This is a genomic window from Bacillus oleivorans (assembly GCF_900207585.1).
GTDB classification, from domain to species: Bacteria; Bacillota; Bacilli; order Bacillales; family JC228; genus Bacillus_BF; species Bacillus_BF oleivorans.
Genome location: NZ_OAOP01000006.1, coordinates 48,814 through 75,044, shown reverse-complemented (window position 1 = coordinate 75,044; position 26,231 = coordinate 48,814). Strand labels below are relative to the sequence as shown.

The following is a 26,231-nucleotide window of genomic DNA, read 5'->3' as shown; positions in this document are numbered from 1 at the left end:
AATGAAAAGAAATGAGGAGTAAAACATTATGACAAATTTATTAAATATTCCTATTGAAGTACAAGGATGCTGCGGTCCAAAAACAAGTGAAAAGAATACTAGTACGATAAATAATGATTCAAATCATCGCTTACCTGTTGCGATTATTGGAGCAGGACCCGTTGGCTTAGCAGCTGCAGCACATTTAGCAGTCCGCGGGAAATCTTTTATCTTGCTAGAAGCGGGTAAGCAAGTAGGTGCTAATATCTTAACGTGGGGGCATGTTCGCTTATTTTCACCTTGGCGATATAACATCGATAAAGCAGCTATGAGTTTACTCGAAACAAGTGGCTGGACACATCCAGATTTAGATCAATTACCGACTGGGAAAGAACTTGTTGAACAATATTTACAGCCATTATCTAATCTTCAGGAAATTCAGCCTTTTGTTTATTTAAATACAAAAGTACTATCAATAGGAAGAAAAGATATGGATAAAATGAAGACATGGAATCGGGATCATGTTCCATTTATCATTCATACTGAAAACAATGGTATGTATAAAACATATGAAGCTGGAGCTGTGCTTGATGCGACAGGAACTTGGGGAAATCCGAATCCTGCTGTTTCAAGTGGAATATGGCTTAAAGAAGAATTACTTCAGGATCAAATTTTTTACGGCATTCCTGATGTTTTGGGCAGGGAACAGGAACGATATGCCAACAAGCGCGTAGCTGTCGTAGGTGGAGGGCATTCAGCGATCAATGCATTACTGGATTTGGCGAAACTTAAAGAGTCTTTTCCTCAAACGGACATTTTGTGGATTATGAGAAGAAAGCGCGTTGAAGACGCTTATGGAGGAGAAGAAAAAGATGCTCTTGCAGCTCGGGGTGCCTTAGGCAGCAGGATTCACAGACTAGTTGATAAACAGAAGATAGAAGTGATCACTCCTTTTAGTATCCAATTGGTCAAGAAATCTGAAGCAGGAATTGAGATTCAAGCTGAGGATAGGAGTCTTACTGGAATCGATGAGTTGATCGTAAATACAGGGAGCCGTCCTGATTTCACCATGATCAATGAGGTTCGAACCTCTATCGATTCTGCAACCGAAAGTGTAAAAGCCTTAGCTCCGCTAATCGATCCTAATATCCACAGTTGCGGAACCGTACGTCCGCACGGGGAAAAGGAACTGCGTCAGCCCGAAAAAGACTTCTATATTATTGGTTCGAAAAGCTATGGCCGGGCACCAACATTTCTAATGGCGACAGGATATGAACAAGCTAGATCTGTTGCAGCCTACCTAGCTGGTGATTTTATTTCCGCTGAGAAAGTGGAATTAGAATTACCTGAAACAGGGGTCTGCAGTGTAAATCTAAACAATAATAACTGTTGTAATTGATTCAGTTTTAAAAATGAGTAACTGGGATGGGAAGTATCTGCTTCCTATAAAATTGAAGAGAGGAATATGGTCATTAATCGTGCAGGTTCATTACGAAAAGAATATTTCATATCATATATAAAATTAATTATGAATGCGTATAGTTATCAGGTTGAGGAAGCGAAAGAGTTAGTCTTTCAGCATTTATTCGGATTGCAAGAGGATAGACTGGGGCATGAAACGTACCAGCAATTTTTACAAGCGTATAGAGAATTAAAAGGATTATAGTTTGATTTGATTGGGGAAAGGAGAATTTTATATGGAATCAAAGGAAAACCCTGACAATTCCCGTGTTATTGTAGTAGTTGCCATTGTAACCTCTTTAAGTCTTTTAGGAGATTCGATGTTATATATTGCATTACCTCTTTACTGGGAAGAGGCAGGGCTTGACTCTATTTGGCAGGTTGGAATTCTCCTTTCCATTAACCGATTCGTCCGACTGCCTTTCAATCCATTTGTGGGGTGGATTTATAAAAGGATTTCCTTAAGATTTGGACTGATTATAGCCGTTATTTTAGGAGGCTTAACAACCTTGGGATATGGTTTGTTTGAAGGGTTTATCGCCTGGGTTATATTACGCGGGTTATGGGGGATTGCATGGTCACTTTTTCGAATCGGAGGTCTATCGGCTGTCGCGTTTCTTGCTGATGAAAAACATCGCGGTCAATCAATGGGTTTATATAATGGATTATACCGTCTGGGAAGTCTGGCAGGAATGTTAATAGGGGGTATTTTAGTTCCCTTTATTGGGTTAAGTATAGTTTCCATTATTTTTGGTGTTATTACCTTTACAGGGCTTCCGTTGATTATGTATTTTCTTAAAACTAAGGAAAGACCTCTTAAGGCTGAAAAGGTTTCTGCTCTTGATAAAGCTATCTTTTCACAATCAACATTTAAATATAAGGTAAGTATTATCACTACAGGTTTTTTTATCACTCTGTTATATCAGGGGGTTTTTACTTCTACCATCAGTTTAGTCGTTGAACATGTTCACGGTAAGAGTATTTCTATATTCGGGTCTGTATTAAGTGCAACGTTACTCACAGGGATTATTCTTTCTGCCAGATGGGTATGGGAGCCGTCACTAGGAAAGCTTTTCGGGAGGTGGTCTGATGGACCAGGAGGGAGACATACAATCTTTATTCATTCTCTGATCTTTGCGGGTATAACATTTGGATTGATCTCAAGTAATCTGACAATCACCGTGTGGGTACTGATTACCTTCTTAGTTATGATTGGTTCAACCTCAATTACAACGGTTATGGATGCAATTGCACTCGATACCGCTAAGACTACAAATATAGTTTCGTTTCTGACTATATACTCAATTGCTCAAGATGTTGGTGCAGCTCTAGGTCCTTTTATCAGTTACATGATACTTGAATTAAAGTTAGGTTTTACATATCTCTATTGGGGAGGAGCTGGCATATTTATCTTTTTAGCCATTCTTTGGTCAATCATTCATGCAAGTGAAAAAAAGATAAAGTACAAAGTAGGAGAATCTGTTATTTTTTAAAAGATTAGGGCCACATTTACGGTAAGTTCCTTCAACGGAAATAAGGTCGCGATTGATTCACAGATTACTGATACTGAAGAATTAACATTGGATAAAGAAGATAGTCAATAGAATCCTGGTTTAGTTTTACTAGGTGCAAGTGATAGCTGCTGTGAATAAATATGGAATTGGAGACACAATTTAATGATTAGTAAAACTAGAGAGTAACACAATCAAAAAAACCAAGAGAAGATTCTCTTGGTTTTTTTGGTTAGTCGAACCACACCACAGATTTTACGAAAAAGATGGGTTAGTAGTACTAGAATGGGATCAAAACAATATACGTTATTATACAGATGACGATAAGCTGTGGGCTGAATTTGTGTAAATCTATCTCAAATACTGATAAAGCTTATGACCTCTAGCAAAATAGAAGTTTCCATCTGCATCTTCTGCAAACAGATTTGCGTTTTCAACTAATGTTTCATGATCTAACGTATCCGGATTTACTCTAAACAATTTTCCGCGTGTTGAACCATAGAGGTACCCATCCTCATCAAATGTTAAGAATCCCTCTCTCCATAAATGACCGGTGGAATCCCAGTCCCTGGAATACAGCTCCACTGTTTCGCTAATTTCGTTTGTCTCCGTATCGTATTTAAACAAGATTCCTGAGGTTAGTCCCCATAAATATCCGTTTTCATCAAAAGTTAAAGCTGTAATGGCTTTTTCTCCAGGAACCGGTACAGTTTCTAATCGTTTTTCTTCGCTTTCTAAATCAAAGATAAATAGTTTTGCTTCTTGTTCGGTTGGTGCAATTCCGAGACCGCCCCAGACAGATGTTCCTCCATATACCAGTCTATCCTTATAGGCCAGTGAAACAACACTTTGATTTTGAACAATATTTTGATGAACCGTGTAATGATTAACTGCAGGGTCAAAGATTGTTAGAGCCCCTCCGAGTTTTCCGTAATCAGGAACCGTTCCGATCGCTATTTTATCCCCTGCAGAAACAAGCGCAAATGGCCGGTCTTGCCCTTCAGGTCTTAGGCTGAAATGTTCAACGGGGTTCTTTCCAAATTCAAAGGCTTGACTTGGGTCATAGGAATAAATAAATCCGCCCGGATAAACACCCATATATAAACGGTCATTATGTGTGACCATTCCTTCTATTTGTCCAATTCCTTTGTATTCCGTTAATTGATTAGTCGAATAATTATACTCTGCTAGTCCCCCTGATAAATATCCTCCAATAAAAATATTTCCATTTGGTCCCCGTGCAAGTGATTGAATAGCGACGGGCTGTCCGCTTACTTGTCCTTGTAGGATTTGATGATGGGTCGTAATTGGATTATACAGACGGATTTTCCCGTCCCATGCAATACTTACTAATGTTTTTCCAGGAAAATCATGGCTGTTCATCTCAATCCATCCAAACCCTCTTGCTGAAAAAAGATTGTTGAATCCAGTTGCTGTTAATTCTAACGAATTCAAATCATAAGAATACAACTCTTCGTTCTTTATAAAATAAACCAAATTACCAGAACCTGGATACGATACGTCTAATCCATTTGCACCTGCAATTTCATCGATCATTTCCATCGTTTTTAAGTCATAGACAAGGATGGTATTTCCTGAGGAACCTCCTGTCACTCGTGCAAACATTTTATTTCGAATGATATTAATGTCGTAAACATTTGTCGCGCTCGCATATTTTTCAGGTAATTCAATCTCCGTTCTTTCTCCTGTTACGAGATTTAACTCAACTAGATTAGCACCATTTGTACCTAAACCGACATAGGCCTTGTCCTTATAAATATCAATACTTCTAGCGTATTGCTGTCCTTCAGCGATTTGTCCATAATCACGAAACTCGCCAGTGTTTGGATCATATTGGAACACTTTTCCGCTTGGGAAGGTTCCGCCATAAATACGTCCGTCTTCATCAGATTTTATACGCCATATAAAGGATTCACCTGGAATTGGTTTTCCCAGATTTTCAATATGATCCACGCCAGGTACATATTTATAAAGGGATGCATTCGAATAAGTTCCTACATATACATTTCCTTCTGGATCGACAGTAACACCCCAGGCACCGCTAGCTCCATCCAGCGGGAAGCTATTAACACGTTCGCCGGTTTTAGCATCTAGAATATTGAAAATAGCAGGGGAACCATTGGCAACGGCGTAGACCCAGTCTTCTCCGTTTGGACCTTTCCCATATCCGGCAGCAGGTATCGAAACAGCATTAAGTGCCGTTCCTATTTCTCGCACATTGCCTTCTTCAGCTTGAATAGGCTTATCTTTTACGAGAAAGATGAAAGCCGTGATCATTACAACAAAAATAAGGAAATAAGAGACTTTATGCAATTTTCTCCACCTTTCTTTCTATTCATTTATGTAAGTGAATGTGTAGAACCTTGTGAACTTAGCAATAGACCCATATAGGAGTTAAGGAGGCTGTTTCGAGAGATACTTCTAATTTTAGAAAACAGCCCTAAATATTGAGTTATAGCTCGATGGAATGAAGGCAGGTATTTATTGTGTGAAGACATCTGGTGTAAAATTGGCGAACCGTGACTGCCAGGATCACTAAAATTCTTGCCGTTTGATCCAAATGCAGAGAAGTTGGATAAGCGGGATGTAAGGAGTAAAACAAAGGCTACAATTGTTTAAATAGCTTCTTCATCAAGGAACCCTTTCTATTCATTATTTTCTGACGGTAAAATCTACTAATCACTACCACCTTTCCTTTTATTGTTAAAGTAAGACTTAACAAACCTCAAGGACCTAAATTTGTCTGTAAGTAAATAGAGAATATAGTCCTAATTCAAAAGTTATAATAAGAAAACTTATGTCTGACAGTCATCAATTAAAAAAACCAAGAGAGGAATCTCTTGGTTTTTTTTTATAAATATAATAAAAACTTATTTTTGCTTTATTAGGGATGAATTATCGCGAGAGGGGAGATTGATCCCCTTGTACCAGTATGTTTTCTGCGTGTTGATCCTTACTACATTTTCTTTCATTATCTTTCATGTAATTCTCTGCGATCAACTGAATGCGGCGGTTCCTCAAACCATCCATTGGCAATCATGATATTGACGCAGTCTTCTGCCAGCTTTACATCTCTTGCGATGGCAGCCGAATATTTTAGCCCTAAATCACGTCGCATGGAACCTGACAGCGCGGTACCATAATAAGCCATCGCGGATTGAATTAAGAAACTGCAATGAAACATCATTAATTTATCAGAAAAAGGTGCGATTTCGGAATCAGTAATATGAGTATCCCAGGATATAGAGGAACTTATAAAGTCATCATGCAGGATAGAACTGAAAATAGAAATATGTTCATCGGCTAATTCAAAAACTCGTCGAATAAAGAATCGAATTTCTTTTGATTGCGCGGTTTGGCTAAAGCCAAGTGCTAAGTCTCTTGTCATGATGCTTTTATGCAAATTAAAATAAAGACTGCTGATTTCAATAACGTTCAATGAACGGTGATTACCGAACCAACCCGCTATAAAGCTTTGTTTTTCCGCAAATTCAATTTTTTCCGGAAGCGTGATTGTAGGGGCGCGTTCCAAAAGCCCTTTAGATCTCATCATTTCTAATGTGGAATCATACAAATCAGAAGCTCGGTCAAATATTTCTAAATATAATTGGCGTACGTCATGCCTATGGGAACTGGTAATTCCAAGAGAATAGGCCGTTAACCCATGTATAGTCATTTCATGAAGATAAAATAGCCAAAATTCGTCTGAAAATAATCGTGGCGCATTTAAATGGACATCTTCATCCGTAAAGCCCTGCGGAATAGGAAAATTTTCGCCGTTAAAGATATCTGTAATATTTTGAACAATATGCTCTGATAGCTGCAAAGCTTTTTCAAATATATGATGGATATCAGGATCCGTAATTGTTTGTAAAGCATGTTTGTTAACACATGTTGCCATAGTATTATTTATATAAGGGGTCCAAAGATTCGATACATCAAGTGTAACCATTTTTTTCTTCATTACCTATCCTCCTAAGTTATATAATCCTTCTAATGCTAAACGGTGCTAAACGGCGGCAGTTCCATACTAGAAAGTTTAAGCAGTATAGATCATAACGCGACTTATGGATAAGTACTCCTCTCCGTGATATGATTCTCTTTTGTATCCGTTTTTATGTTCATTTAAGCTAAAAACTCGATAATGGCAGTTAAGGAAAGCATATTCAATAATAGATAAATGAAGCTTTTCTTACTATGTAACATCTAAAATTAACAGTACCAAGACAGGAATAAATGTAGCCATAATTTGTGCAGGAATTTTATTAAAAAGATTGTATAGGTGTAATAGAGAAAGAGGTGTTAGTATGTTTATCAAACAGCCATTTGATGAATTTTTAGGATTTCAATATAAGAAGATTGATGAGCACAATGTGCATATCCGAATGCCCATTAAAGACCTATACATAAATAGTGCCGGGGTTGTGCATGGGGGAATCATTTCTTCCTTGGCAGATGTCGCAATGGTCAATCTGGTACCTGCCAAGGAAATTGGAGTCCAGCAAGCTCTTACGGTTGATTTAAATGTATCTTTTTTGAGACCGGCTACTGGATCATACCTCGTTGCACAGGCGCGAATTGAAAAGCAGGGCAGAACTTTAGTACATACAGAGTGTTCGATTTATGACGATAAAGAGTTGCTTGTTGCTAGATCTAAGGCTATTTTATTTCGTTCAACTAGCCCTTAACAGACTGGGAAAAACTCTACAGGATAGACCATGATTATATTCCTATACTAATATGTAGCGAATTTATTTGAAATAAATCATCAAGTTTCAATTACATCTATTCGTATAAGGAGATAGAACATGGATCCAAAATATGAACTAATCTTTCAAACATTTCCTTTATCTTCAGGTTTCGTACTGAAGAATCGTATCCTTATGGCACCGATGACGAACTCGTCGTCGAATGAAGATGGCAGTGTGACAGATGAAGAAATTGAATATTACCGGGTGCGTTCTGGAGGAGTGGCTGCCGTAATTACTGCATGCGCTTATGTTTTGCCTGACGGAAAAGGATTTCCCAATGCTATCGGAGCCGACCGAGATGAATTAATACCTAGTTTAAAGAAGCTGGCAAGTGCTATTAAAGGCGAAGGAGCTAAAGCGATTTTACAAATTTTCCACGCAGGAAGAATGGCAATTCCAGACTTATTACCGGATAAACAGCCTGTTAGTGCTAGTGCCGTTGCTGCTGAACGGGAAGGTGCCGTGACTCCAAGAGAGATGACCGAAGCAGATATTAATAAAACCATTCAAGCATTTAGTGAAGCAACCCGGAGAGCCATAGAAGCTGGCTTTGATGGGGTCGAAATTCATGGGGCTAATACGTACTTAATCCAACAATTCTTTTCCCCTCACTCTAATCGAAGAAATGACAAGTGGGGAGGTACGATTGAAAAAAGAATGGCTTTTCCGCTTGCGGTAATAGATGCGATTCAAAAAGCTGTTAAGGAACATGCAAAACAGCCACTTATTGTCGGATACCGGATTTCACCGGAAGAAAGGGAAAATCCGGGAATCACAATGGAAGACACATTACGATTCGTAGATGCTTTAGCGGATCAGAACCTTGATTATATCCATGTTTCCGTTAGAAATTTCTGGGCTGGCTCGATAAGGGATAAGTCAGATGATCATTCACGCGTTATCATGATCCGAGAACATGTAGGGGACCGAGTGCCTGTGATTGGGGTTGGAAATCTTTATTCACCAGATGATGTAATTAAGGCATTAAAAACAAAAGTACCATTACTGGCCATAGGACGTGAGTTAATTATGGAACCAAAATGGGTAGAAAAAATCGCTAACGGCAAACAAGATGAAATTCGAATCACCTTGTCATTAGCTGATCAAAAACAGTTAGTCATTCCGGATCCTCTTTGGAATATGATTACGGGGGTGCCGGGATGGTTTCCGGTAGAAGATTAATCTTTTATAAGAGTATCTTTCTTGATTTAAAAGATGCTCTTTTTGTCTGTAACAATTGTTATAAAAATAAGGTGATTCTAACAGTTCTCACTTAATTTAGCGCTAGTTTCTGTATTAGTTTGTTGAGAATATAAAACGGGAAGATAAAGATAATATTATTAATGTTTGGTTACAAGATTTTTAATTTGACCATTCACTCATATTTTTACTCTATGATAGAGGTGACCAGCTGAGATGAGAGTAAGGAGTAAAAATGTATGTTACTTCAAAACCTTATAGCAGATTCAATAGCAGATGTTATTGCTTCACCTAACATCGATGATATAAAGATAACGGGTATAACCGATAATTCAAAAGATACAAAAGAAGGCTACCTATTTGTTGCGGTCAAAGGGTACAGCTCAGATGGACACGAATATATCGAAGAAGCTATCCGGAAGGGAGCTAGGGCTGTCATTGGAGAAAAACCAATGGTTTACTTAGCCGTTCCCTATATCCAAGTAAGTAATAGCCGTAGAATTTTAGGGGCTGTTGCCAAGCAATTTTACAAAGACCCGAGCAGCCAAAAAATTATGATTGGGGTTACCGGAACGAATGGAAAAACGACCATCAGCTATATGCTGAGACAAATTTTAGAAGAAAACGGAGTTTCCTGCTCTGTGATCGGGACGATTCAATATATGATTAATGGTGAAACGATTGAGTCCCGCAATACCACTCCGGGAAATGTTGAATTAAATGCATTATTGGCCAAAAGTGAGGATCAGGCTGTTATTTTAGAAGTTTCATCCCATGGTCTGGCACAATACCGGCTGGAAGGCATTGAATTTGATTATTGCATTTTCACTAACCTTTATCATGAGCATCTCGATTTTCATCAAACAATGGAAGGATATTTTCATGCGAAAGCAATGCTTTTCGATAAACTAAAGTCTACCGGTCTGGCTATAATAAATGGAGATAATGAATGGGGAGAGCGGTTAATTAAAAACCTTCATGAGAAGAGAGTAAACACATATGTAATTGGAACTGCCAGTCACTCCGATTTACAAATCACTGACTTTCAATCAGCTCCTAACCCTTCCATATCCATGTATGAAAACGGGGTACGTGTAAATTTAGCAATTCCGTTGCCTGGACATCATAATTTGTATAATGCCGCAATTGCTTATGCGGTTACTAGAAGAATGTCTATCAGAAAACAAGAAATTCTCCCGGTACTAGAACATTTTTCAGGGGTTCCTGGGAGATTTGAAATCTATCGGGACGAAGATGGACCAACCATGGTCATCGATTACGCCCATACAGCAGACGCTATTTTCCATGCTCTTCAAACTGCGAAACAATGCGGGGCTATGAGAATTTTCCATATCTTCGGTTTCCGTGGCGGACGGGATCAAACAAAGCGTGCGGAAATGGTTAAAGTCTCGTCGGAAATGAGCGATGTTTCAATCTTGACGATGGATGATTTGGATTCGGAAGCTTCAGATGAAATGGTGGCAAGCCTGCATACACTCCATCATGATTACGCTGAAAAGAAAGATTTAGTGATACCAGACCGAACGATTGCGATAAAAACAGCGATTAAAATGGGAAAAAAAGATGACTGGATCGTCATCACAGGCAAAGGCCCTGAAAGCTACAAGCAGCCATTCGCACTGCCTACTCAATCAGACAAAGAAACGGTTTTATATCTTCAAGAAAAAATCCAGAGGGCGATTCAATAATTTGAGTTGTCCTTTTTTATTTTTCAATAATTTGCTGAGAAAAAGTGGTAAACTTAAGAGGAGACGGCCAATTAGAGGGGGGAAGGTATATGGAAAGATTAAATCAATCTGCAATTGAAGCAAGACTTTCAGAGAATCCAAACTGGAAGCTGTCCGATGACAAGTGGATTGAAAGAAAGTATCGTTTTAAAGAGTATTTGAATGGAGTAGAATTTGTGCAGTTGGTTGCGAACTTATCAGAAGAAGCCAACCATCATCCCTTCATCTCGATTGACTACAAATTAATCACAGTGAAAATTACCTCTTGGCGCGCAAAAGGCTTAACAGACTTAGATTTTGAATTAGCAAAGAAGTATGATGAACTATATAAAAAAGTGAATAAGAATTAGGTGCAGGTGGACTCCGGGGAGGGGTTCACTTTTTTAAATTTAGATAGAATCAAGGCATGAATTTGTTGATAAGCGGTACAATTCGTTGATAACTGAAAAAAATTTGATGATAATCTCTGTGAATTGGTTCATTAGCAGTGAAATTTGCTGAAAAAGAATAAAAATACGTTGATAGACGGAATTAATCTCCTAAAAAGCAAATGAAAAGTCTTTGATAGGTAAAGAGGCTTTTATTGCAGGACATTTATATTTTTTTTATAAAACAGAAGCCAATTTAGTAGAACCTTCATGCTTTCGTACAAGCCATTTTTGAGAAATGGAATATAGATAATAGCAAAAAGCAGAGGTGATACTCAATGGTAAAGGTTTTTATTGACCCGGGACATGGCGGCTCTGACCCAGGTGCAGTAGGAAATGGCCTTCAGGAGAAAAACCTAACCCTGCAAATTGCAACGAGAGTCAGGGATATTTTAATAGATGAATACAACAATATTTCAATTTTAATGAGCCGTACCGGGGATCAAACTGTCAGTTTAACAGAGAGAACAGATGCCGCCAATTCATGGGGGGCTGATTATTATCTTTCGATTCATATTAATGCAGGCGGAGGTACCGGATTTGAGAGTTATATTTACCCGAATGTAGGAGTGCCGACCACTACTTATCAGGATATAATTCATGAAGAAATCCTAAAACAAGTGGATTTTTATAACAGAGGGAAAAAACAAGCCAATTTCCATGTGTTACGGGAATCCTACATGCCTGCTCTTTTAACAGAGAATGGATTCATTGATAACTCAACCGATGCCAATAAATTAAAGCAATCTTCCTATATTGAAAAAATTGCACGCGGTCATGTCAATGGATTAGCGAGATCCTTTAGTATTCCAAAGAAAACGACCTATGTATATCACACCGTTGTCGAAGGAGATACTGTGTATTCGCTAAGCAGAACTTATGGAAGCACCATCGAGCAAATTAAAGAATGGAACAACCTTGATGACAATTACACCATTTATGTTGGACAAGTTCTTCGTGTGAAATAAATGTTTGTATAAAGTGAAAATTGCAGAACATCTTATTATTACTTGTACGAATTCAGAGCATAGAAAAAGCCCTTCTCATTATTGAGGGGCTTTTTTTGCATAATTCTATAGTCAAACAATAAGGTTTGTAAAAATAAGCTGTATGTTCGATGTAAAGTATCACAAAAAATCAAAGGTAATATCAGACACCATTTCATGAGACACGGAGAAACCATAGATATCTTCTATAGTGGAAGAAATGTCTCGCTGGGACAAGCTTTATACTTATTATTCTATCAAATAAAAAAACTGTGCAAGTAAGAAACCGTACGCATTCCTTACTTACACAGTTTATATTACACTCCCAACGCATCGTAGCACATTAGTTTCGTAGATTTACAATTTTATTATGGTTTAAAATCTATTTTTTACATTTACTAGTTTAGCTTACTTTAATACAACTATTTTTCCAACTTGTTTGATGGGTGAAAGTATAGCCAGTATAAATGTTCATTGTTGTAGTTTTTGCATAAATACTATAACCGTAGCATGAGTTTGTTGTTCCACCCATCATCGCAATGTAAAAATCAGCATCTATACCTTTTTTGTTATCAGTTGAACCGTTTTGCCCATTCCAGTACATGTCCTTATAGTAGTCTATTACCTGGTAAACATGACTTGTTGCAGAGTTTCTATTTACAGACCATCTAGGAGTATCCTGGATTCCCCAACCAATAGTAACAGGTGAATATGAGTAAGCGATATCCACTGTTAGGTTACTTGATTCTTGTTTTGGCCAAACATCTTGGACATCTAAGCCATATCCAGATGAATAAGTTGTAGATTTTAAATATACTGCAGCTGTCTGTGGATAATTATCACCTTGGTCTGTCATACCTACTCTAAAACTATATCTTATTGCATTACTGAATTTAGGCATGCTGTCTTTACCTACAAAATGCATATAAATGTCATCTTCAGATGCACTAACTCTTAAATTTGGATCATATGCCATTGTCGTAAAATCTTCATTCTCTAACTTCTTTTTATTCTGTTTATCAGTAAATTCCTGATATTTTTCTAACATATCCTTTTTTAGCGAAGTAGTATCCTTAAATTTTTATTTTTGACACAAAAAATTTCGAATTATCTGGATTCTCGACATCTACAATACTTCCTGAGAAAATACTATAGTCTTCTTTTATGTTAATCAGTGCAGGAAAATCAATTTCTTTATTATCCTCAGCTGTAAATGTTCCGCTTGCTCGTAGGTAACCGTAATCAGTAAGTTTAACATCACCAAATTCAATTGTTCCGGAGAAATCTTTTGTCTTTACATATAATGTACCTTCCTTTAAAATTTCTCCATCATATGTTACTTCATTTAGTTTTATTTTTCCTTCTTGAACCCAAGACCTATCTTCAGAGTAATAGATTGCTTCCTTCTCAGACAGAACCCCACTTGATTTTTCTGAAGATGCATTGGTTAATTGTACATGCCCTAGAACAGTTAATACCATTACCATTGCTAAAAAAATTGATATTAATTTCTTCATGTAAGGTTTCTATCCTTAATTTTTTTTATGATAATCCTAATTAAACGGATAGTAAACCTCCTTTCCATCCTCGTAAATTACACTAAATTGTTGAGGATTAAAGTTTAATTCGGATTTATCAACTTTAATAAACCAATAATGACTATTACGTTTATGTTTAATATCTAATACGTTTGTTTGAAACCTTATAAAATCTACGTCAGGCGGAAAATAACCAAAAATTAGACCTACATTGTTTAACTGGGTCAAACTATAATTACTAGTGCTGAATTTTTGATTTTCTTGATTGTTTTTTACAGCTGGACGTGACTGCCCTTCTTTTTTCCAGCCTAGCAATGTATGTCTTACAGGCTCTGCGTATATGTAGTTCTCTTCTTCAATAATAAGAATTTTACTTTTTTCACCCACATCAATTTCAGACAGGATATTACCTTCAACCACTTTTTCAATTGTTGAATTTTGTAAATAAATAATGAACCAGATTAGTACCAAAATCGAACAAAGAATTATGTATATCTTATATTTCATAAAGTTCCTCCTATATTTGATAATTTTTGAGGTTAAATCGTATTGGAGTATTTTCACTTTAAAGACATTGGAAGTAGCGTAATATGATTTAATATTTTTAACGCATTTTTACCTTGATGTTAATGACTAAAAGGATGGTTTGTTTGTACAATGGGGGGTGTTTACATCTAAGCGTGGAATATAATACTAGATAATATAATAATTATGTATATCACAGTTGATATGTTCGAAATATCCAATATTGGGATTATATCTATAAAAAGGAAGTACTGTCGTTTTTTTGATATTTTACTAGATATTACCATGAAATAAGTGCGAGTTCAATATCTAAAAAAGTTTAACCTGTTGACGAATTGTTGACGAAATTTGTCAGAAACCCTCAGAATCATTCATAATTAAATAGTAAGCAAACGTGAAGAATCCTTATTTTACTAGGTTTTTTCTATGTTAATCACCCTGTCTCATCCTGTGTTGCTCACCTTAACAGAGTGGGAGTCATTGGAATAAATATGTTTGTTTTCTAACACTGAAAACTTAAAAAATTCACTTTCGACCCCAAACCGACCCCATTTCAATTATTTGACTTAAAATAGAACATATGCAATCAAAGTAAAAAAGCCTTCAATCCCTTGATACAAATGAGATTGACGGCTTTATATATCTACGTCCCAGGCGAGATTCGAACTCACGACCTACAGCTTAGGAGGCTGTCGCTCTATCCTTCTGAGCTACTGGGACATGTTCTTAATAAAGATTTCAAAGTAAAAATCCTGTTCCTTCCCCTGCGAGATGACTCGAAGTTGTGAATGCGTCGGAACGAAGCTACAAGGGAGGGACTCAGGGCGTTTACGCTTTGCTGAGCTACTGGGATACGCTTTCTAAATATAGCAGATCAATGCACTTTTATCATTATAATGACTTACATCCAATTTATCAATAAACAAGCCATAATAATATGAGTCTCCCTTCTAGATTTGCTAAGATATTATATGTTTTTTCTCAATACATACCAAACTTTATCGGAAATAAAAAATTATTCAGCGAACAAGCTGGATATATTATGGAGGAGAGCAATTATAAATCCAGATCACATCTAAAAATGAGGTGAAAACATCATGGGAAAGAAAGTATTAGCCGTTACCGCCTGTCCGGTGGGGATTGCTCACACGTATATGGCTGCAGAAAATTTACAAAAAGCAGCAGATGAACTGGGAATTGATATTAAAGTCGAAACACAAGGATCCATTGGAGTTGAAAATGAGCTGACTGCCAAGGATATTGAGGAAGCTGAAGCCATTATTATTGCTAGTGATAAGGAAGTATCCAAGGAGCGCTTTGTCGGGAAGAAACTTTTGGTAACAGGTGTACAAGACGGTATCCGCCGGCCAAAAGAATTAATTCAAAAAGCACAAAGCGGGGATGTACCTGTCTATAAAGCCGGTGAGAAAGCTGCTGGAGCTCCTAAAACAAAAGGGACAGAGAGAGAAAATCAGATTTATAAACACTTGATGAATGGTGTATCTTATATGATTCCATTCATCGTCGTTGGGGGATTATTAATTGCAATTGCACTCGCGATTGGCGGTGAACAAACCCCTGGCGGGATCGTGATACCAGAGGATTCCGCATGGAAAAGTATCGAAAGTATAGGTGCAGCGTCCTTCTCGTTCATGGTACCGATTCTGGCAGGCTTTATCTCCTATAGCATTGCCGACCGCCCGGGGCTTGCACCAGGTATGATTGGCGGGTTTATTGCCGCTAACGGAAGCTTTTACGGAAGTGAAGCGGGAGCAGGCTTTATTGGCGGGATTATTGCAGGATTTTTAGCCGGTTATGTCACCTTGGCGATTAAAAAAATCAATGTGCCAAGAGCCGTTCAGAGCGTTATGCCGATCATTTTTATTCCGATCATTGCAACCTTGATAGTAGGCTCTGTGTTTATTTTCCTAATTGGTGCGCCGGTTGCAGCCGTTTTTGAAGCGTTAACGAACTGGTTAGCCAGTATGCAGGGAGCCAGTGAAATTGTACTAGCTCTAATTTTAGGTGCAATGATTGCGGTTGATATGGGTGGACCATTTAATAAAGTAGCGTTTTTATTTGGTGCGGCGATGATTGCCGAAGGAAACTATGAAATAATGGGGCCAATCGCAGTTGCCATCTGTATTCCTCCCATTGGAATGGGATTAGCTACCTTTTTAAGTAGAAGAAAGTATCTCCCTGCTGAAAGAGAAGCAGGAAAGGCTTCTTTCACAATGGGATTATTCGGTATCACAGAGGGAGCAATTCCGTTTGCCGCACAAGATCCATTTCGTGTTATTCCAAGTATTGTAGTCGGTTCGATGGTTGGTTCCGTGATTGCGATGCTCTTTGATGTGGGAGACCGGGTTGCACATGGCGGACCGATTGTTGCGGTTCTAGGGGCTGTCGATAATGTCCTCATGTTCTTTGTTGCCGCCGTTATCGGTGCCATCGTTACTGCGCTTATGGTTAACGTTCTGAAAAAGGATATCTATGAAGAGGAAGTTTATATAGAAGATAAAGAACCTCAACCAGTAAAAACGGGTGCTGAAGCGGAACAGCCAAAGCCTGAAACAACAACTCAAGAGATTCATAAATTAACCGATATTACGAATTTAAACTTAATCGAAACGAATTTAGCTGGTACATCCCAAGAAGAAGTAATCGATGAAATGATTCAAAAATTAGCGAGTGAAAACGTGATCAGTTCTCCTGAGAAGTTTAAAGAAGCGATTCTTGCCCGTGAAAAACAAAGTTCCACTGGAATTGGCATGAATATTGCGATTCCCCATGGAAAATCACCAGCTGTCAACCGTCCGGCAGTTGTCTTTGGAATTAAGCGCGATGGCGTCGATTGGAAGAGCTTAGATGGAACCGATGCAAAGCTGATCTTTATGATTGCTGTCCCAGAGGAAAGTGCAGGAGATGCACACTTAAAAATCCTGCAAATGCTTTCGCGCAGGCTAATGGATGATCAATTTAGAGAGAAGTTATTACATGTCAATACAAAAGAGGAAGCCTATCAGCTGCTGGATACGATTCAGTAGAGAGTAGTTTATACAAACACTCTGTTTACTTTTATTGTTGACTTTCGTAAGAGTCTAAAGGAATCTGCTCGTTTTCCGCGGACGAACTGGTTAGCCTCCTCGTTGTACCTCATTGAGGGGTCGAGTCTCGCAGATTCCCTTTATACACATATCGTTTAACAAAGCCTATCCAAAAAAGAGAGCCGATCTGCTCTCTTTTTTTACATAGGGTTATTTAATTGATCCCATGCTAATTGATCTTCTTTAGTCAGAATAGCGGGTTCCCAGCCCAATTTTTTGTAAAGATGAATCGCAGCTAAACTTGTCGTTTGTGTTTTTAAATAGGCTTTTTCATGATATCGTGCAAGTATGTTCATTGCTTCTGTAATCAATGGTTTCCCTAGTTTTTTTCCTTGGAATTCAGGAATAATTTCAATCCAATGGAGACGACCGATGATTTCATTGCTCCAGACACCAAACCAGGCCGTGGCAGTTCCGACAGTTTGTCCAGCGGTTGTTTCTAAAAATAAAATTCTTTTTTGTGCTTCATTAAGATTTGTCCTGAATTCTAGATTGAAACGATTCAGAGCATCTTGCTCGTTGTTGAATTCACCTGTTGCTGCAGTAATTCTGGCCCAATTAATGTCGTCAGTCGAATCTTGAAAAAAACGAAAATGAAATCCTTCTGGAAGGGGAAAGACCGGTATCTTATTTAAATTATGCAGCATATATAAAGGAAATACTTCCACTTTTAGCACCCGCTTTCATGTTCTTATATATTTTTATTGTAACCTAACCGGCAGAAGATTTTTTGATAGAAAAATGAATGATGGTACAATTTAAATAGGGCAAAATGATGATAGAGGATCCTAGTTTCCATTATTACAAATGGAGGTAAGTGCATGTATAAAGAACCGATATTTTTAAAACCCGTTTTTCAGGAACGAATCTGGGGAGGACAAAAACTAAAAACTGAATTTCATTATGACATACCTTATGAACAAACAGGGGAAGCGTGGGTTATTTCAGCTCACCCAAATGGGCCAAGTGTAATTATTAATGGACCCCTTGCAGGAAAAACACTAAAAGATGCTTGGGAAGAACATGGAGATCTATTTAATAAAGGCGCTGATAATCAAGAAGAATATCCACTGCTTGTTAAAATACTAGATGCTAATAACGATCTCTCTGTACAGGTTCATCCAGATGATCATTATGCCAGAGAAGTGGAAGGGCAGCCTTATGGTAAAACCGAATGCTGGTATGTCTTAAATGCCGAATCTGATGCGCAAATTGTTTTAGGCCATAATGCGCAGTCCCGTAAAGAACTCGAGCATATGATGGATTATGGAGAATGGGAAGAATTATTGAAATATGTCCCAGTCAAAGCTGGCGATTTTATTTATGTGCCAAGCGGTACGATTCATGCAATTGGTAGAGGGATTGTTATTTTAGAAACACAGCAGAGTTCGGATATTACATACCGTGTTTATGACTATGACCGGAAAGATGCAAAAGGACAAAAACGAGAACTGCATTTAGATAAGGCTAAAGAGGTAACAACTGTTCCGCATCAGCCTGCAGGAACAGAGCAAAATGAAAAGGCTGCTGAAGGATTAACGAAGAAAAGGCTAGTAAAAGAGAAATACTTTACGGTGGAACATTGGACACTTAATGGCCAAGTTTCTGAAGCATTAGAAAGGGACTTTTTGCAGGTAAGTGTTATAAATGGCAGTGGACATATTTCGATAGAAGGTCAAACAACTCCTATTGGAAAAGGCAGTCATTTTATAATACCTTATGGAATTGATAAGTATAACCTTTCTGGAGAGGCAGAATTCATTGTGTCGTGGGTATCATAAAAGAGCAACGAATGAAGAACTCTCTGAAGCTGTTTTAATTTCTTCAGCAATGCTTGCTGGCAGCACATATGTTCATATGGCTGCTATGTTCCAGAGCTATGAATAATCAGATTACAGATTAAAAAGCGGATTTACACAAGTATAATCCGCTTTTTTGCATCTTTATAGCACATAGAAAAACACACACAAGAAATGACACAAACTGCCTAATAGGATAAAGATATGAAAAATCTCGTGAAAGCCTAAATGCTTAAATTCTAAGAATTTTGGTTTAGCCCCATATATAATGCCGCCAATGGTATAGAGGACTCCACCAGAAATTAGCAAGATCATTCCATTTAATGACAATACCTCTGACAAAGGCGAAATGAAAAAGACCACTAGCCATCCCATTGAAATATATAAGACAGTTGATACCCATCTTGGCATTTGAAACCAGATTAATTTATATAGTAAACCGATAATAGCCAGACTGTGAATAATAATAAACAATATCCAGCCTGCTGCACCATTCATACTAATTAGGCAAAAGGGTGTATACGTACCTGCGATCAGAACGAATATCATCGAGTGGTCGATTCTTCTTAAAAAAGCAATCACATGTTCCCTGGCTATGACCATATGATAAGTGGCCGAAGCGGAATACAAGAGAATCATACTTACGCCAAAAATAATAACTGCCGTAATCGATAGAGGAGCCGCAGAAGTCGTGGATACTTTGATAACCATGGCCAGTAAACCGATGAAAGACAGAACAGCTCCGAATAAATGAGTTAAGCCATTGATTGGTTCCCGAATAAAAGCACTCATTACATCACCCCTATATTTAACATGTAGTTTTCAATACTACTTATAATGATATAGCCATTACAGCATATGGTCAAGCTTTACGGAAAATAAAACATGCCGTATAATGGAAAAAATAGTATAGACGAGGTTTTTAGAATGGAAAATGTTAAAAAAATAATTAAGGATTTACATCTCGATAATTACATCGCTGCAAATGATATTCCAAATATCGATTTATATATGGATCAGGTCATTCAGCTGTTTGAAACTCATTACGAGACTGCTAAACGAAATGAAGACGAAAAGGTTTTAACCAAGACGATGATAAACAATTATGCAAAAGGAAAGCTATTTTTTCCTATAAAAAATAAAAAATATTCTAAAGAGCATATTCTCTTGATCAGTTTAATTTATCAATTAAAAGGTGCCCTCTCGATAAGTGATATCAAAACAACCCTGGAGCTAATGAATCAAAAAATCGTTCAGGAGGATTTTGATCTGGCTAAAGTTTACAACAGCTATCTCTTCCTGACACAACAAAATCTAAATCGTTTTGAATCGAGTCTAGAAGAGTCACTTTGTGAAGTCATAAAAGAAGTGGAAAGTTTCAACGATTCTGATTCTGATTATCTTAATCAGTTTTTACTTATTGCCTCATTTGCCACTATGAGTAACTTTTACAGAAGAGCGGCAGAAAAGCTCGTTGACGAGATAGCCAAATCTAAGAAATCAAATAAATAAAATCGGAGACATCATATTTTTTATCCTAATTCTTAATAATAAAGCTGAGATTCACATTTTGAAAACTCAGGGGGATTGAAAATGAACAAGAAAATCGATCAAGAAGCCACAGAAGCAAATTTAAAAATCAATGAGATTCTGGAGGATAGCGAGTTGCATGAAGGGAGAAAAAATCAAAATAATGACCCTAATGTAACCAATGGGAAACTTCAAAAGGCTTTTTACCATAAAGATGAGAATCCGGAGAGTGATTTCCCTCCAACCTATATATATAACAATACACCTGCTATAAAGATTACTGGAGATGACGATTAATTCTTTTTGGTTAGGATAGCATGAAAATTCACCGATCGGCAGAACCTATCAGTGAGGTGATCCAAATGAAAAAGGAAAAGAACAACAATTTGACGTATAAAAAAACGGAGGAATATGGAATCCGAACCGACCTGGATTCGGCTCACCCCTATAATACAGTCGACCGCTATGCAGGAGATTCAGTTAATGAGCACAAGGAGTTAGAAAAAGTAAACGAATCTTTTGCGGAAAAAGAAATTTCACAAGTGTTTAACAATTCATAACCCATATCGCAAATGGCATTTCTTACTGTTATGAAATTCACCTGTTCGAAACATCCTATTATAGTGAGGGGTGAACTCATTTTTCACCTTTCGTGAATAAATGGGGGGTATAACAATGAACAATGCAAGGTGGATGCGTCAAATAATGAGACTTGGAAGACAAGCCCCACAGCTAATGAACAGATTTCAAAGAAGAAGAAACAATAGGGGTTGGACTCTTATTTCCTTAATAGGTCTTGGCACAGCTGTAGGAGTCCTTGCCAGCCGAAATCGAAATCTAAGAGTGCCGTTACAAAATATGATGCAGCGTACCAGAAACTTTACTGGTAACAAAGGAAATAATTATGCTTTAGCTGAAATGGCAAAAGAATTTATGCCAGCAGTTATGCAAAATCCAAATCAAAATCAAAACCACAGTAAAAATTTAAACCAAAATCTAAACCAAAATTTAAACCAAAATCAGAATCTAAATCAAAATAAAAATGAATTTTAATTGTAAAAGCCCATCTTATAGGTGGGCTTTTTTAGTGCATAGAAAAAAACTTATTGACATTGATAATCATTATCACTTAATATAGTCATTGATAATGATTATCAATGCATTACATAAGAACAATTTAATTATAGAAGGTGATGAAAGTGAGAAAAACGCCAATTTTTATTTTGGTGGCAATCTTCCTGACTGTCATATTAGCGGGATGTAATTCTGATGCCAGCTCAAATGCAGAGTCTGCTGCTGATAGTGGAGAGCTTACCATTGCACATAAATTAGGAGAAACCGTTGTACCCAAAAATCCTGAAAAAGTAGTAGTATTTGATTTTGGTGTTTTAGATACTTTAGACACATTTGAGGTAGAAGTTACAGGGATTCCAAAAGAAAATATCCCAGCTTATCTGTCCAAATATGAAGATGGTCAATTTGAGAACGTAGGCAGCTTGAAGGAACCTGATTTTGAAAAAATCGACGAAATTGCACCAGACCTTATTATCATTTCGGGTAGACAATCCGCTCTATACGAACGGTTAAGTGAGATTGCTCCTACAATTTATATGGAAAATGATACACAAAACTATATGAATTCTTTTAAAGAAAATGTCAATAAACTTGCAGAAATCTTTGGGAAAGAAGATGTTGCCGAAGAAAAACTAGCTGAAATTGATAAGTCTATTCAAGATTTAAATGAAAAGGCAGCGGCAATGGGAGAAAATGCCCTTATTATTTTGGCCAATGATGGGAAAGTAAGTGCTTACGGACAAGGTTCAAGATTTGGATTAATTCATGATGTATTTGGGATTACACCTGTAGATGAAAGTATAGAATCTTCAACACATGGTCAAAGTATTTCCTTTGAATATATTGTGGAAAAAGATCCTGATTATCTATTTGTTATAGATCGCGGTGCTGTTGTCGGCGGGGAATCCTCTGCTAAGCAAGTAGTAGAAAATGAACTTGTTAAAATGACAAAAGCTTACCAAAATGATCATATCATCTATTTAGACCCGAATTATTGGTACCTATCTGGCGGAGGCGTTGTTTCCGTTGCAGAAATGGTTAAACAAGTAGAGGAAGCCCTTTAATAACTGATTTATAAACTCGACATGAAATCTTTTTATTTCATGTCTTTTTTATGGGAAATTACAATATAACTAATTTTTCGAAAAATAGAAAAATAAATTGGTTTTGTAGTACAAAGAAAGACGCTAACTATGGTAAAATTATCCTGAGATTAGGAGGAGGTCGGACTGTGCAAATACTTAAAGAGAATTTAGTAGTTAAAGCGAGTAAAGATTTAGTCTGGCAAGCATGGACAATCAGCGATGAAGTCATGAAATGGTTCGTGCCTAAAGCTGCTATAGAAGCAGTTGAAGGCGGCAGATATGAATTGATCTATCATGCAGAACAGGAAATCGATATGTCAGACGAAATCTGCAGAATACTTTCGATCCAGCCTACCTATCGTCTCGTATTTCAATGGAGGATTCCGGAAATAGCAAACCCTTTGACAGAAGCTTCAACGGTTGTAGCCGTTTGTTTAAAAGAAATATCTGATAAAACGTCCATTACAGTCTCACATAGTGGGTGGGGAGAAGGAACCGAGTGGCTCCAGGCGATGGATTGGCATAAACACAATTGGAATCAGATACTTACCAGTTTAAAGTCGTATTTAGAAACTGGCAAAGGGTTTATTTCATTTAATTCTGCACCTAATAAGAACTGAAAAGGAGTCCAATCTTGTGTATAATAAGAAATTATACGGAGGTTGGAGGGTATCTTCATGTATGGGCTGCAATTAGTGATAACGCTGTTTTTGACTGTGATTGTGATTTGGAATATCGTATTAATTACTCATCCTTTTCATCGAAAAAAGCTGGGGGCCAAAATTTTTCCGAAGGGTGCCCGGGCAGGGAAAGGAATCAAACAAATTCGAAGCACGGAATCTTTCCAATATAAAATGGGCCAGGTATTCCTATATTTCTACACTCCGATTTCAATTTATACAATTTTCTACCTGATTTTATCAAAAGGAAGCTGGGAATTGGTCGCGTTTGGCCTAATTATGGTTGCCGTTTCGCTAGCTTCTTATACAATGTTTTCTAATGTACTGGAAGTTAGGGAAAAAGGCATATTAATCTATGGTGTTAATGTTCCGATTTCTAATCTTCAATCATGGACTTGGGCAGGGCATGATGAAAATCGCCTGCGAGTCTATCAGCAAGAGCCAATTTTTAAACTATTTAAACGCGTTACTACAACCGAGCTGCCGTTAGAATTAAAAGAAGATCTTCAGGATTGGCTAAAGAAGAATAAATAGTCTTTAATCAATAGAGGTGGTCTGAAAGAGAGATGTCCCAGTCTAGACAACCTCTCGATTTACCTGTTTATTCCACTACACCTGTCTCAGAAATCGTTACGTCGGGCTCAACCGTAATTTCGACATTTGGATATTGTGATTCTTCCCATTTCTTTATATCAAATCCATACGTTACACTTTTAACCTCTCGTCCAATTCCAGCTGGATCGACCTTTAGTTCCTGGAAAGTTTTAAGTAATTCCGTACATTCCCGTTTGATATAGTCTGAGAAATCTTTTTCCAGCTTCTCAACTTCTTTCTGCGTTAATCTTTTCCCTGAATACTCTAAAACAATGGCTTCAATCTTGATTTGAATCAGGATCTTGTCAACCACTCCGTTTTTTTTCTCAATGATATAATTGGTATTGGAGTCGACCACTCTCATGGTGGACTCTTGTTCTTCATTTCGCGCTGAAACTGAGCCTTTACTATACTTATCAACTAATAGTTTAAAATAAAGCATTTTATCCTCTGGTATTTCATAAATGACTTTATCCTTTTTGAAAATTGCCACACCACTTATGGTAATATCCTTTTCCCCTATTCGTTTCATTATCGGTAAATAGGGATCTCTCCCTTCTTGGTGGTAACTGAATGCAAATAAATGTAAGTTTGTTTCGGGAAGGTCTCGTACCCGAATATTGTGGTCAATAAGACTCGATAAATACTCACCAGTACCTTCTCCGCCTAATTGCTCATTCAATATTTCCGCAGCAGTTCCATCGCTGACTATTAAATATAATCTTGCCCCAACACTTGGGTCCCGCTGAAGAGAATCCACTATTCTAAATATCCCCATTTCCGTTGCAAATTCTTTGCCAAATATTACGACCTCAAGACTGCCAGTGACAAGCGGATTAGGCGATTTTCTCTGCATTTCTATAATTACCTTTCTCGCAATATCATTGGTTGCTGTAATAGTTACATTTTCAACAGTGCCTTCAGGCAAATAGGAAGGATAGAGGGCAGTACCTTTAATCTTGTTTTCATCGAGATCATAGCCTATTCCCGTCATAATACTGATTTCATCTATTACTTCTGGATCAGCACAGCCCGTCAGCCAAAAAAGAGAAATGAGAATACAGAGGAACAGCTTAGTTTTGCTGTTTTTTTGAAACATTTTTTGATCTCACCTTTCGAACAACAAGTAAAATAACGAGCAGAATCGGAACATATGCATAGTTAAGATAAAACCCAGTGCGTCCTAGCCAGGTATTTAAATTATTGATATGTTCCCTTTTTTCAATGTAAGTAACGGCTACCAGTACTAATAGACAAAGGATGAATAAAGCCTTTCTCTGGCGCAAATGTGTAATCTGTCTAACAATTCGGCTGCCACACCATAGTGTAATACATAGATTAGGAAGAATGATTAAAATCCAGTTTCCAATACCGATATATTCAATTCTTTCAATAAATGGCAACTGAGCAATTTTCCATATAGAAAGAGTCGCCCAAACCGTTTCTTTTAATTGATCCTTACTAAAAAAGGTAAAGGTGAGAGCTGTAACGATCGTATAAAAAAGGGTGACGGTTAAAATTCCAAGGTGAGCCCACTTTTTCGATTTATTCGGGTCTTTGATAAATGGGTAGAACATAAGCATGGTCTCATACCCTATGTACGTTAATGACATATTTAGCGATGACTGAGCTAGCTCCTTGATGTTTGTATCAAATATTGGAAGTAAATTTGAGAAGTCAGAAAACGGAAATATAAAAGCAAATGTAAAAACTAGATAAGAGGGTAAGACTGTTCCAAAGAAAGCGACTCCAGTTACCGTTCGAAATCCGCTTGATACAATATAATAAATCAGAACCAAAAAGGCTAAAGAGATCCAAAATAACTCTAATTCTTGAAACATCCAAACCTGTACAACTTCTAAATATGTTCGCAAAATCGTTATTGCTGAGATCGTGAAATAAAGAGCAAAAAGGAGGCTAAACACATTTCCGATCCACTTGCCAAATGCCATCCGATGGGCTTGAATAATATCTCCGCCTCCATACTCCAAAATTTTAAATTGGAGGAATAAAATGATATGGATGGAAAGCCCTGATACCAGAACAGCTATCCAAGCATCATGACCAGCTGGTTCTGCCACTATTCTTTGAAATCCTAAGACACCTATTCCAATTTGCATAGAAATGATGAGAAAATAAATAAGGTAATACGATACCTTCCTTGTTTCCGGTATAGATGGCGGATTCATTTTTTTCCCTCCAATCTTGCTTCCC

Annotated in this window: 27 protein-coding genes and 1 tRNA gene; 18 read left to right on the top strand and 10 right to left on the bottom strand. The window is 37.4% G+C overall.

Annotated elements, in window-relative coordinates:
- The first annotated feature begins 28 nt into the window (after positions 1 to 28).
- The 3 genes from CRO56_RS14065 (at position 29) to CRO56_RS14055 (ending at position 2,933) form a co-directional block, all read left to right on the top strand.
- A complete protein-coding gene (locus tag CRO56_RS14065; protein ID WP_097159254.1) occupies positions 29 to 1,378 on the top strand; it encodes an FAD-dependent oxidoreductase in 1,350 nt (449 codons plus the stop codon).
- 66 nt (positions 1,379 to 1,444) lie between these two features.
- On the top strand, positions 1,445 to 1,645 hold the full coding sequence (locus CRO56_RS14060) for a hypothetical protein (protein ID WP_097159253.1): 201 nt from the start codon (positions 1,445 to 1,447) through the stop codon (positions 1,643 to 1,645).
- A gap of 31 nt (positions 1,646 to 1,676) precedes the next feature.
- Positions 1,677 to 2,933 carry an MFS transporter gene (locus CRO56_RS14055; RefSeq protein ID WP_097159252.1) on the top strand — a complete coding sequence of 419 codons (1,257 nt, stop codon included), beginning with the start codon at positions 1,677 to 1,679 and terminating at the stop codon, positions 2,931 to 2,933.
- 369 nt (positions 2,934 to 3,302) lie between these two features.
- Here the strand turns inward: CRO56_RS14055 and CRO56_RS14050 are convergent, their stop codons facing one another.
- Positions 3,303 to 5,285, bottom strand: a complete 1,983-nt coding sequence (locus CRO56_RS14050; RefSeq protein WP_097159251.1) for a hypothetical protein — start codon at positions 5,283 to 5,285, stop codon at positions 3,303 to 3,305.
- 658 nt (positions 5,286 to 5,943) lie between these two features.
- Positions 5,944 to 6,936, bottom strand: coding sequence for a DUF3231 family protein (locus tag CRO56_RS14045; protein ID WP_097159250.1), 993 nt, complete (start codon positions 6,934 to 6,936; stop codon positions 5,944 to 5,946).
- 343 nt (positions 6,937 to 7,279) lie between these two features.
- Here CRO56_RS14045 and CRO56_RS14040 point away from each other — a divergent pair, with 343 nt between their 5' ends.
- The 5 genes from CRO56_RS14040 to CRO56_RS14020 all read left to right on the top strand — a co-directional run bounded on the left by CRO56_RS14040 (position 7,280) and on the right by CRO56_RS14020 (position 12,067).
- Positions 7,280 to 7,660 carry a PaaI family thioesterase gene (locus CRO56_RS14040; protein WP_097159249.1) on the top strand — a complete coding sequence of 127 codons (381 nt, stop codon included), beginning with the start codon at positions 7,280 to 7,282 and terminating at the stop codon, positions 7,658 to 7,660.
- Positions 7,661 to 7,780: 120 nt separating this feature from the next.
- Positions 7,781 to 8,905 carry an NADH-dependent flavin oxidoreductase gene (locus CRO56_RS14035; RefSeq protein WP_097159248.1) on the top strand — a complete coding sequence of 375 codons (1,125 nt, stop codon included), beginning with the start codon at positions 7,781 to 7,783 and terminating at the stop codon, positions 8,903 to 8,905.
- Positions 8,906 to 9,162: 257 nt separating this feature from the next.
- Positions 9,163 to 10,632, top strand: coding sequence for a UDP-N-acetylmuramoyl-L-alanyl-D-glutamate--2,6-diaminopimelate ligase (locus tag CRO56_RS14030; protein ID WP_097159247.1), 1,470 nt, complete (start codon positions 9,163 to 9,165; stop codon positions 10,630 to 10,632).
- 89 nt (positions 10,633 to 10,721) lie between these two features.
- Entirely contained in the window at positions 10,722 to 11,021 is a 300-nt protein-coding gene (locus tag CRO56_RS14025; RefSeq protein WP_097159246.1) for a 4a-hydroxytetrahydrobiopterin dehydratase, read from the top strand.
- Positions 11,022 to 11,377: 356 nt separating this feature from the next.
- The gene (locus CRO56_RS14020) at positions 11,378 to 12,067 is read left to right on the top strand and encodes an N-acetylmuramoyl-L-alanine amidase family protein (protein WP_097159245.1); all 690 of its coding nucleotides are present in this window, start codon (positions 11,378 to 11,380) and stop codon (positions 12,065 to 12,067) included.
- Positions 12,068 to 12,488: 421 nt separating this feature from the next.
- Here the strand turns inward: CRO56_RS14020 and CRO56_RS14015 are convergent, their stop codons facing one another.
- From CRO56_RS14015 to CRO56_RS14000, 4 genes are all read right to left on the bottom strand, one after another.
- A complete protein-coding gene (locus CRO56_RS14015; protein ID WP_097159244.1) occupies positions 12,489 to 13,133 on the bottom strand; it encodes a hypothetical protein in 645 nt (214 codons plus the stop codon).
- 25 nt (positions 13,134 to 13,158) lie between these two features.
- Entirely contained in the window at positions 13,159 to 13,602 is a 444-nt protein-coding gene (locus CRO56_RS14010; RefSeq protein ID WP_097159243.1) for an ABC transporter ATP-binding protein, read from the bottom strand.
- Between the two features lie 36 nt (positions 13,603 to 13,638).
- Complete coding sequence (locus CRO56_RS14005) at positions 13,639 to 14,130, bottom strand: hypothetical protein (protein WP_097159242.1); 492 nt, start codon at positions 14,128 to 14,130, stop codon at positions 13,639 to 13,641.
- A gap of 664 nt (positions 14,131 to 14,794) precedes the next feature.
- Positions 14,795 to 14,868 (bottom strand) — tRNA-Arg (locus CRO56_RS14000).
- Positions 14,869 to 15,245: 377 nt separating this feature from the next.
- Between CRO56_RS14000 and CRO56_RS13995 the strand changes: the two genes are divergently transcribed.
- Positions 15,246 to 17,195 (top strand): PTS fructose transporter subunit IIABC, encoded by a 1,950-nt coding sequence (locus tag CRO56_RS13995; protein WP_097159241.1) that lies wholly within the window; start codon positions 15,246 to 15,248, stop codon positions 17,193 to 17,195.
- A gap of 200 nt (positions 17,196 to 17,395) precedes the next feature.
- On the opposite strand, the gene CRO56_RS13990 is transcribed toward CRO56_RS13995, so the two are convergent.
- On the bottom strand, positions 17,396 to 17,923 hold the full coding sequence (locus tag CRO56_RS13990) for a GNAT family N-acetyltransferase (RefSeq protein WP_097159240.1): 528 nt from the start codon (positions 17,921 to 17,923) through the stop codon (positions 17,396 to 17,398).
- Between the two features lie 153 nt (positions 17,924 to 18,076).
- Here CRO56_RS13990 and manA point away from each other — a divergent pair, with 153 nt between their 5' ends.
- Complete coding sequence (gene manA / locus CRO56_RS13985; protein ID WP_097159239.1) at positions 18,077 to 19,036, top strand: mannose-6-phosphate isomerase, class I; 960 nt, start codon at positions 18,077 to 18,079, stop codon at positions 19,034 to 19,036.
- Entirely contained in the window at positions 19,017 to 19,142 is a 126-nt protein-coding gene (locus tag CRO56_RS23435) for a hypothetical protein (RefSeq protein ID WP_281257319.1), read from the top strand. Before manA ends, CRO56_RS23435 begins: the two co-directional genes overlap by 20 nt.
- Positions 19,143 to 19,198: 56 nt before the next feature.
- Here the strand turns inward: CRO56_RS23435 and trhA are convergent, their stop codons facing one another.
- Positions 19,199 to 19,846: a PAQR family membrane homeostasis protein TrhA gene (gene trhA, locus CRO56_RS13980; protein ID WP_097159238.1), complete on the bottom strand. Its 648-nt coding sequence runs from the start codon at positions 19,844 to 19,846 to the stop codon at positions 19,199 to 19,201.
- Between the two features lie 135 nt (positions 19,847 to 19,981).
- On the opposite strand from trhA, the gene CRO56_RS13975 reads away from it, so the two are divergent.
- The 7 genes from CRO56_RS13975 to CRO56_RS13945 all read left to right on the top strand — a co-directional run bounded on the left by CRO56_RS13975 (position 19,982) and on the right by CRO56_RS13945 (position 23,957).
- On the top strand, positions 19,982 to 20,566 hold the full coding sequence (locus CRO56_RS13975; protein ID WP_097159237.1) for a DUF1836 domain-containing protein: 585 nt from the start codon (positions 19,982 to 19,984) through the stop codon (positions 20,564 to 20,566).
- An 81-nt stretch (positions 20,567 to 20,647) separates the two neighbouring features.
- On the top strand, positions 20,648 to 20,881 hold the full coding sequence (locus CRO56_RS13970) for a hypothetical protein (RefSeq protein ID WP_097159236.1): 234 nt from the start codon (positions 20,648 to 20,650) through the stop codon (positions 20,879 to 20,881).
- A 65-nt stretch (positions 20,882 to 20,946) separates the two neighbouring features.
- The gene (locus tag CRO56_RS13965) at positions 20,947 to 21,144 is read left to right on the top strand and encodes a hypothetical protein (protein WP_142305215.1); all 198 of its coding nucleotides are present in this window, start codon (positions 20,947 to 20,949) and stop codon (positions 21,142 to 21,144) included.
- A 115-nt stretch (positions 21,145 to 21,259) separates the two neighbouring features.
- Positions 21,260 to 21,637 carry a hypothetical protein gene (locus CRO56_RS22930; RefSeq protein ID WP_097159235.1) on the top strand — a complete coding sequence of 126 codons (378 nt, stop codon included), beginning with the start codon at positions 21,260 to 21,262 and terminating at the stop codon, positions 21,635 to 21,637.
- A gap of 146 nt (positions 21,638 to 21,783) precedes the next feature.
- Positions 21,784 to 22,722: a siderophore ABC transporter substrate-binding protein gene (locus CRO56_RS13955; protein WP_097159234.1), complete on the top strand. Its 939-nt coding sequence runs from the start codon at positions 21,784 to 21,786 to the stop codon at positions 22,720 to 22,722.
- A 167-nt stretch (positions 22,723 to 22,889) separates the two neighbouring features.
- Positions 22,890 to 23,363, top strand: coding sequence for an SRPBCC family protein (locus CRO56_RS13950; protein WP_179714289.1), 474 nt, complete (start codon positions 22,890 to 22,892; stop codon positions 23,361 to 23,363).
- 57 nt (positions 23,364 to 23,420) lie between these two features.
- Complete coding sequence (locus tag CRO56_RS13945) at positions 23,421 to 23,957, top strand: hypothetical protein (RefSeq protein ID WP_097159232.1); 537 nt, start codon at positions 23,421 to 23,423, stop codon at positions 23,955 to 23,957.
- A 67-nt stretch (positions 23,958 to 24,024) separates the two neighbouring features.
- Here the strand turns inward: CRO56_RS13945 and CRO56_RS13940 are convergent, their stop codons facing one another.
- Both CRO56_RS13940 and CRO56_RS13935 read right to left on the bottom strand, forming a co-directional pair.
- The gene (locus CRO56_RS13940) at positions 24,025 to 25,116 is read right to left on the bottom strand and encodes a Ger(x)C family spore germination protein (protein WP_097159231.1); all 1,092 of its coding nucleotides are present in this window, start codon (positions 25,114 to 25,116) and stop codon (positions 24,025 to 24,027) included.
- Positions 25,091 to 26,206 carry a GerAB/ArcD/ProY family transporter gene (locus CRO56_RS13935; protein WP_097159230.1) on the bottom strand — a complete coding sequence of 372 codons (1,116 nt, stop codon included), beginning with the start codon at positions 26,204 to 26,206 and terminating at the stop codon, positions 25,091 to 25,093. The genes CRO56_RS13940 and CRO56_RS13935 overlap by 26 nt, the downstream gene beginning before the upstream one ends.
- Positions 26,207 to 26,231 lie beyond the last annotated feature (25 nt).

Excerpts from the sequence above, each read along its gene's own strand:
- CRO56_RS13945 (WP_097159232.1), top strand. The coding sequence starts at position 23,421 with ATGTATGGGCTGCAATTAGTGATAACGCTGTTTTTGACTGTGATTGTG.
- manA (WP_097159239.1), top strand. The coding sequence starts at position 18,077 with ATGTATAAAGAACCGATATTTTTAAAACCCGTTTTTCAGGAACGAATC.
- CRO56_RS14020 (WP_097159245.1), top strand. The coding sequence starts at position 11,378 with ATGGTAAAGGTTTTTATTGACCCGGGACATGGCGGCTCTGACCCAGGT.
- CRO56_RS14055 (WP_097159252.1), top strand. The coding sequence starts at position 1,677 with ATGGAATCAAAGGAAAACCCTGACAATTCCCGTGTTATTGTAGTAGTT.
- CRO56_RS14025 (WP_097159246.1), top strand. The coding sequence starts at position 10,722 with ATGGAAAGATTAAATCAATCTGCAATTGAAGCAAGACTTTCAGAGAAT.
- CRO56_RS14035 (WP_097159248.1), top strand. The coding sequence starts at position 7,781 with ATGGATCCAAAATATGAACTAATCTTTCAAACATTTCCTTTATCTTCA.
- CRO56_RS13940 (WP_097159231.1), bottom strand. The coding sequence starts at position 25,116 with ATGTTTCAAAAAAACAGCAAAACTAAGCTGTTCCTCTGTATTCTCATT.
- CRO56_RS14040 (WP_097159249.1), top strand. The coding sequence starts at position 7,280 with ATGTTTATCAAACAGCCATTTGATGAATTTTTAGGATTTCAATATAAG.
- CRO56_RS14065 (WP_097159254.1), top strand. The coding sequence starts at position 29 with ATGACAAATTTATTAAATATTCCTATTGAAGTACAAGGATGCTGCGGT.
- CRO56_RS14015 (WP_097159244.1), bottom strand. The coding sequence starts at position 13,133 with ATGTTAGAAAAATATCAGGAATTTACTGATAAACAGAATAAAAAGAAG.
- trhA (WP_097159238.1), bottom strand. The coding sequence starts at position 19,846 with ATGAGTGCTTTTATTCGGGAACCAATCAATGGCTTAACTCATTTATTC.
- CRO56_RS13995 (WP_097159241.1), top strand. The coding sequence starts at position 15,246 with ATGGGAAAGAAAGTATTAGCCGTTACCGCCTGTCCGGTGGGGATTGCT.
- CRO56_RS14060 (WP_097159253.1), top strand. The coding sequence starts at position 1,445 with ATGGTCATTAATCGTGCAGGTTCATTACGAAAAGAATATTTCATATCA.
- CRO56_RS14030 (WP_097159247.1), top strand. The coding sequence starts at position 9,163 with ATGTTACTTCAAAACCTTATAGCAGATTCAATAGCAGATGTTATTGCT.
- CRO56_RS13935 (WP_097159230.1), bottom strand. The coding sequence starts at position 26,206 with ATGAATCCGCCATCTATACCGGAAACAAGGAAGGTATCGTATTACCTT.
- CRO56_RS14005 (WP_097159242.1), bottom strand. The coding sequence starts at position 14,130 with ATGAAATATAAGATATACATAATTCTTTGTTCGATTTTGGTACTAATC.
- CRO56_RS13970 (WP_097159236.1), top strand. The coding sequence starts at position 20,648 with ATGAACAAGAAAATCGATCAAGAAGCCACAGAAGCAAATTTAAAAATC.
- CRO56_RS22930 (WP_097159235.1), top strand. The coding sequence starts at position 21,260 with ATGAACAATGCAAGGTGGATGCGTCAAATAATGAGACTTGGAAGACAA.
- CRO56_RS14045 (WP_097159250.1), bottom strand. The coding sequence starts at position 6,936 with ATGAAGAAAAAAATGGTTACACTTGATGTATCGAATCTTTGGACCCCT.
- CRO56_RS13975 (WP_097159237.1), top strand. The coding sequence starts at position 19,982 with ATGGAAAATGTTAAAAAAATAATTAAGGATTTACATCTCGATAATTAC.
- CRO56_RS13965 (WP_142305215.1), top strand. The coding sequence starts at position 20,947 with ATGAAAAAGGAAAAGAACAACAATTTGACGTATAAAAAAACGGAGGAA.
- CRO56_RS14010 (WP_097159243.1), bottom strand. The coding sequence starts at position 13,602 with ATGAAGAAATTAATATCAATTTTTTTAGCAATGGTAATGGTATTAACT.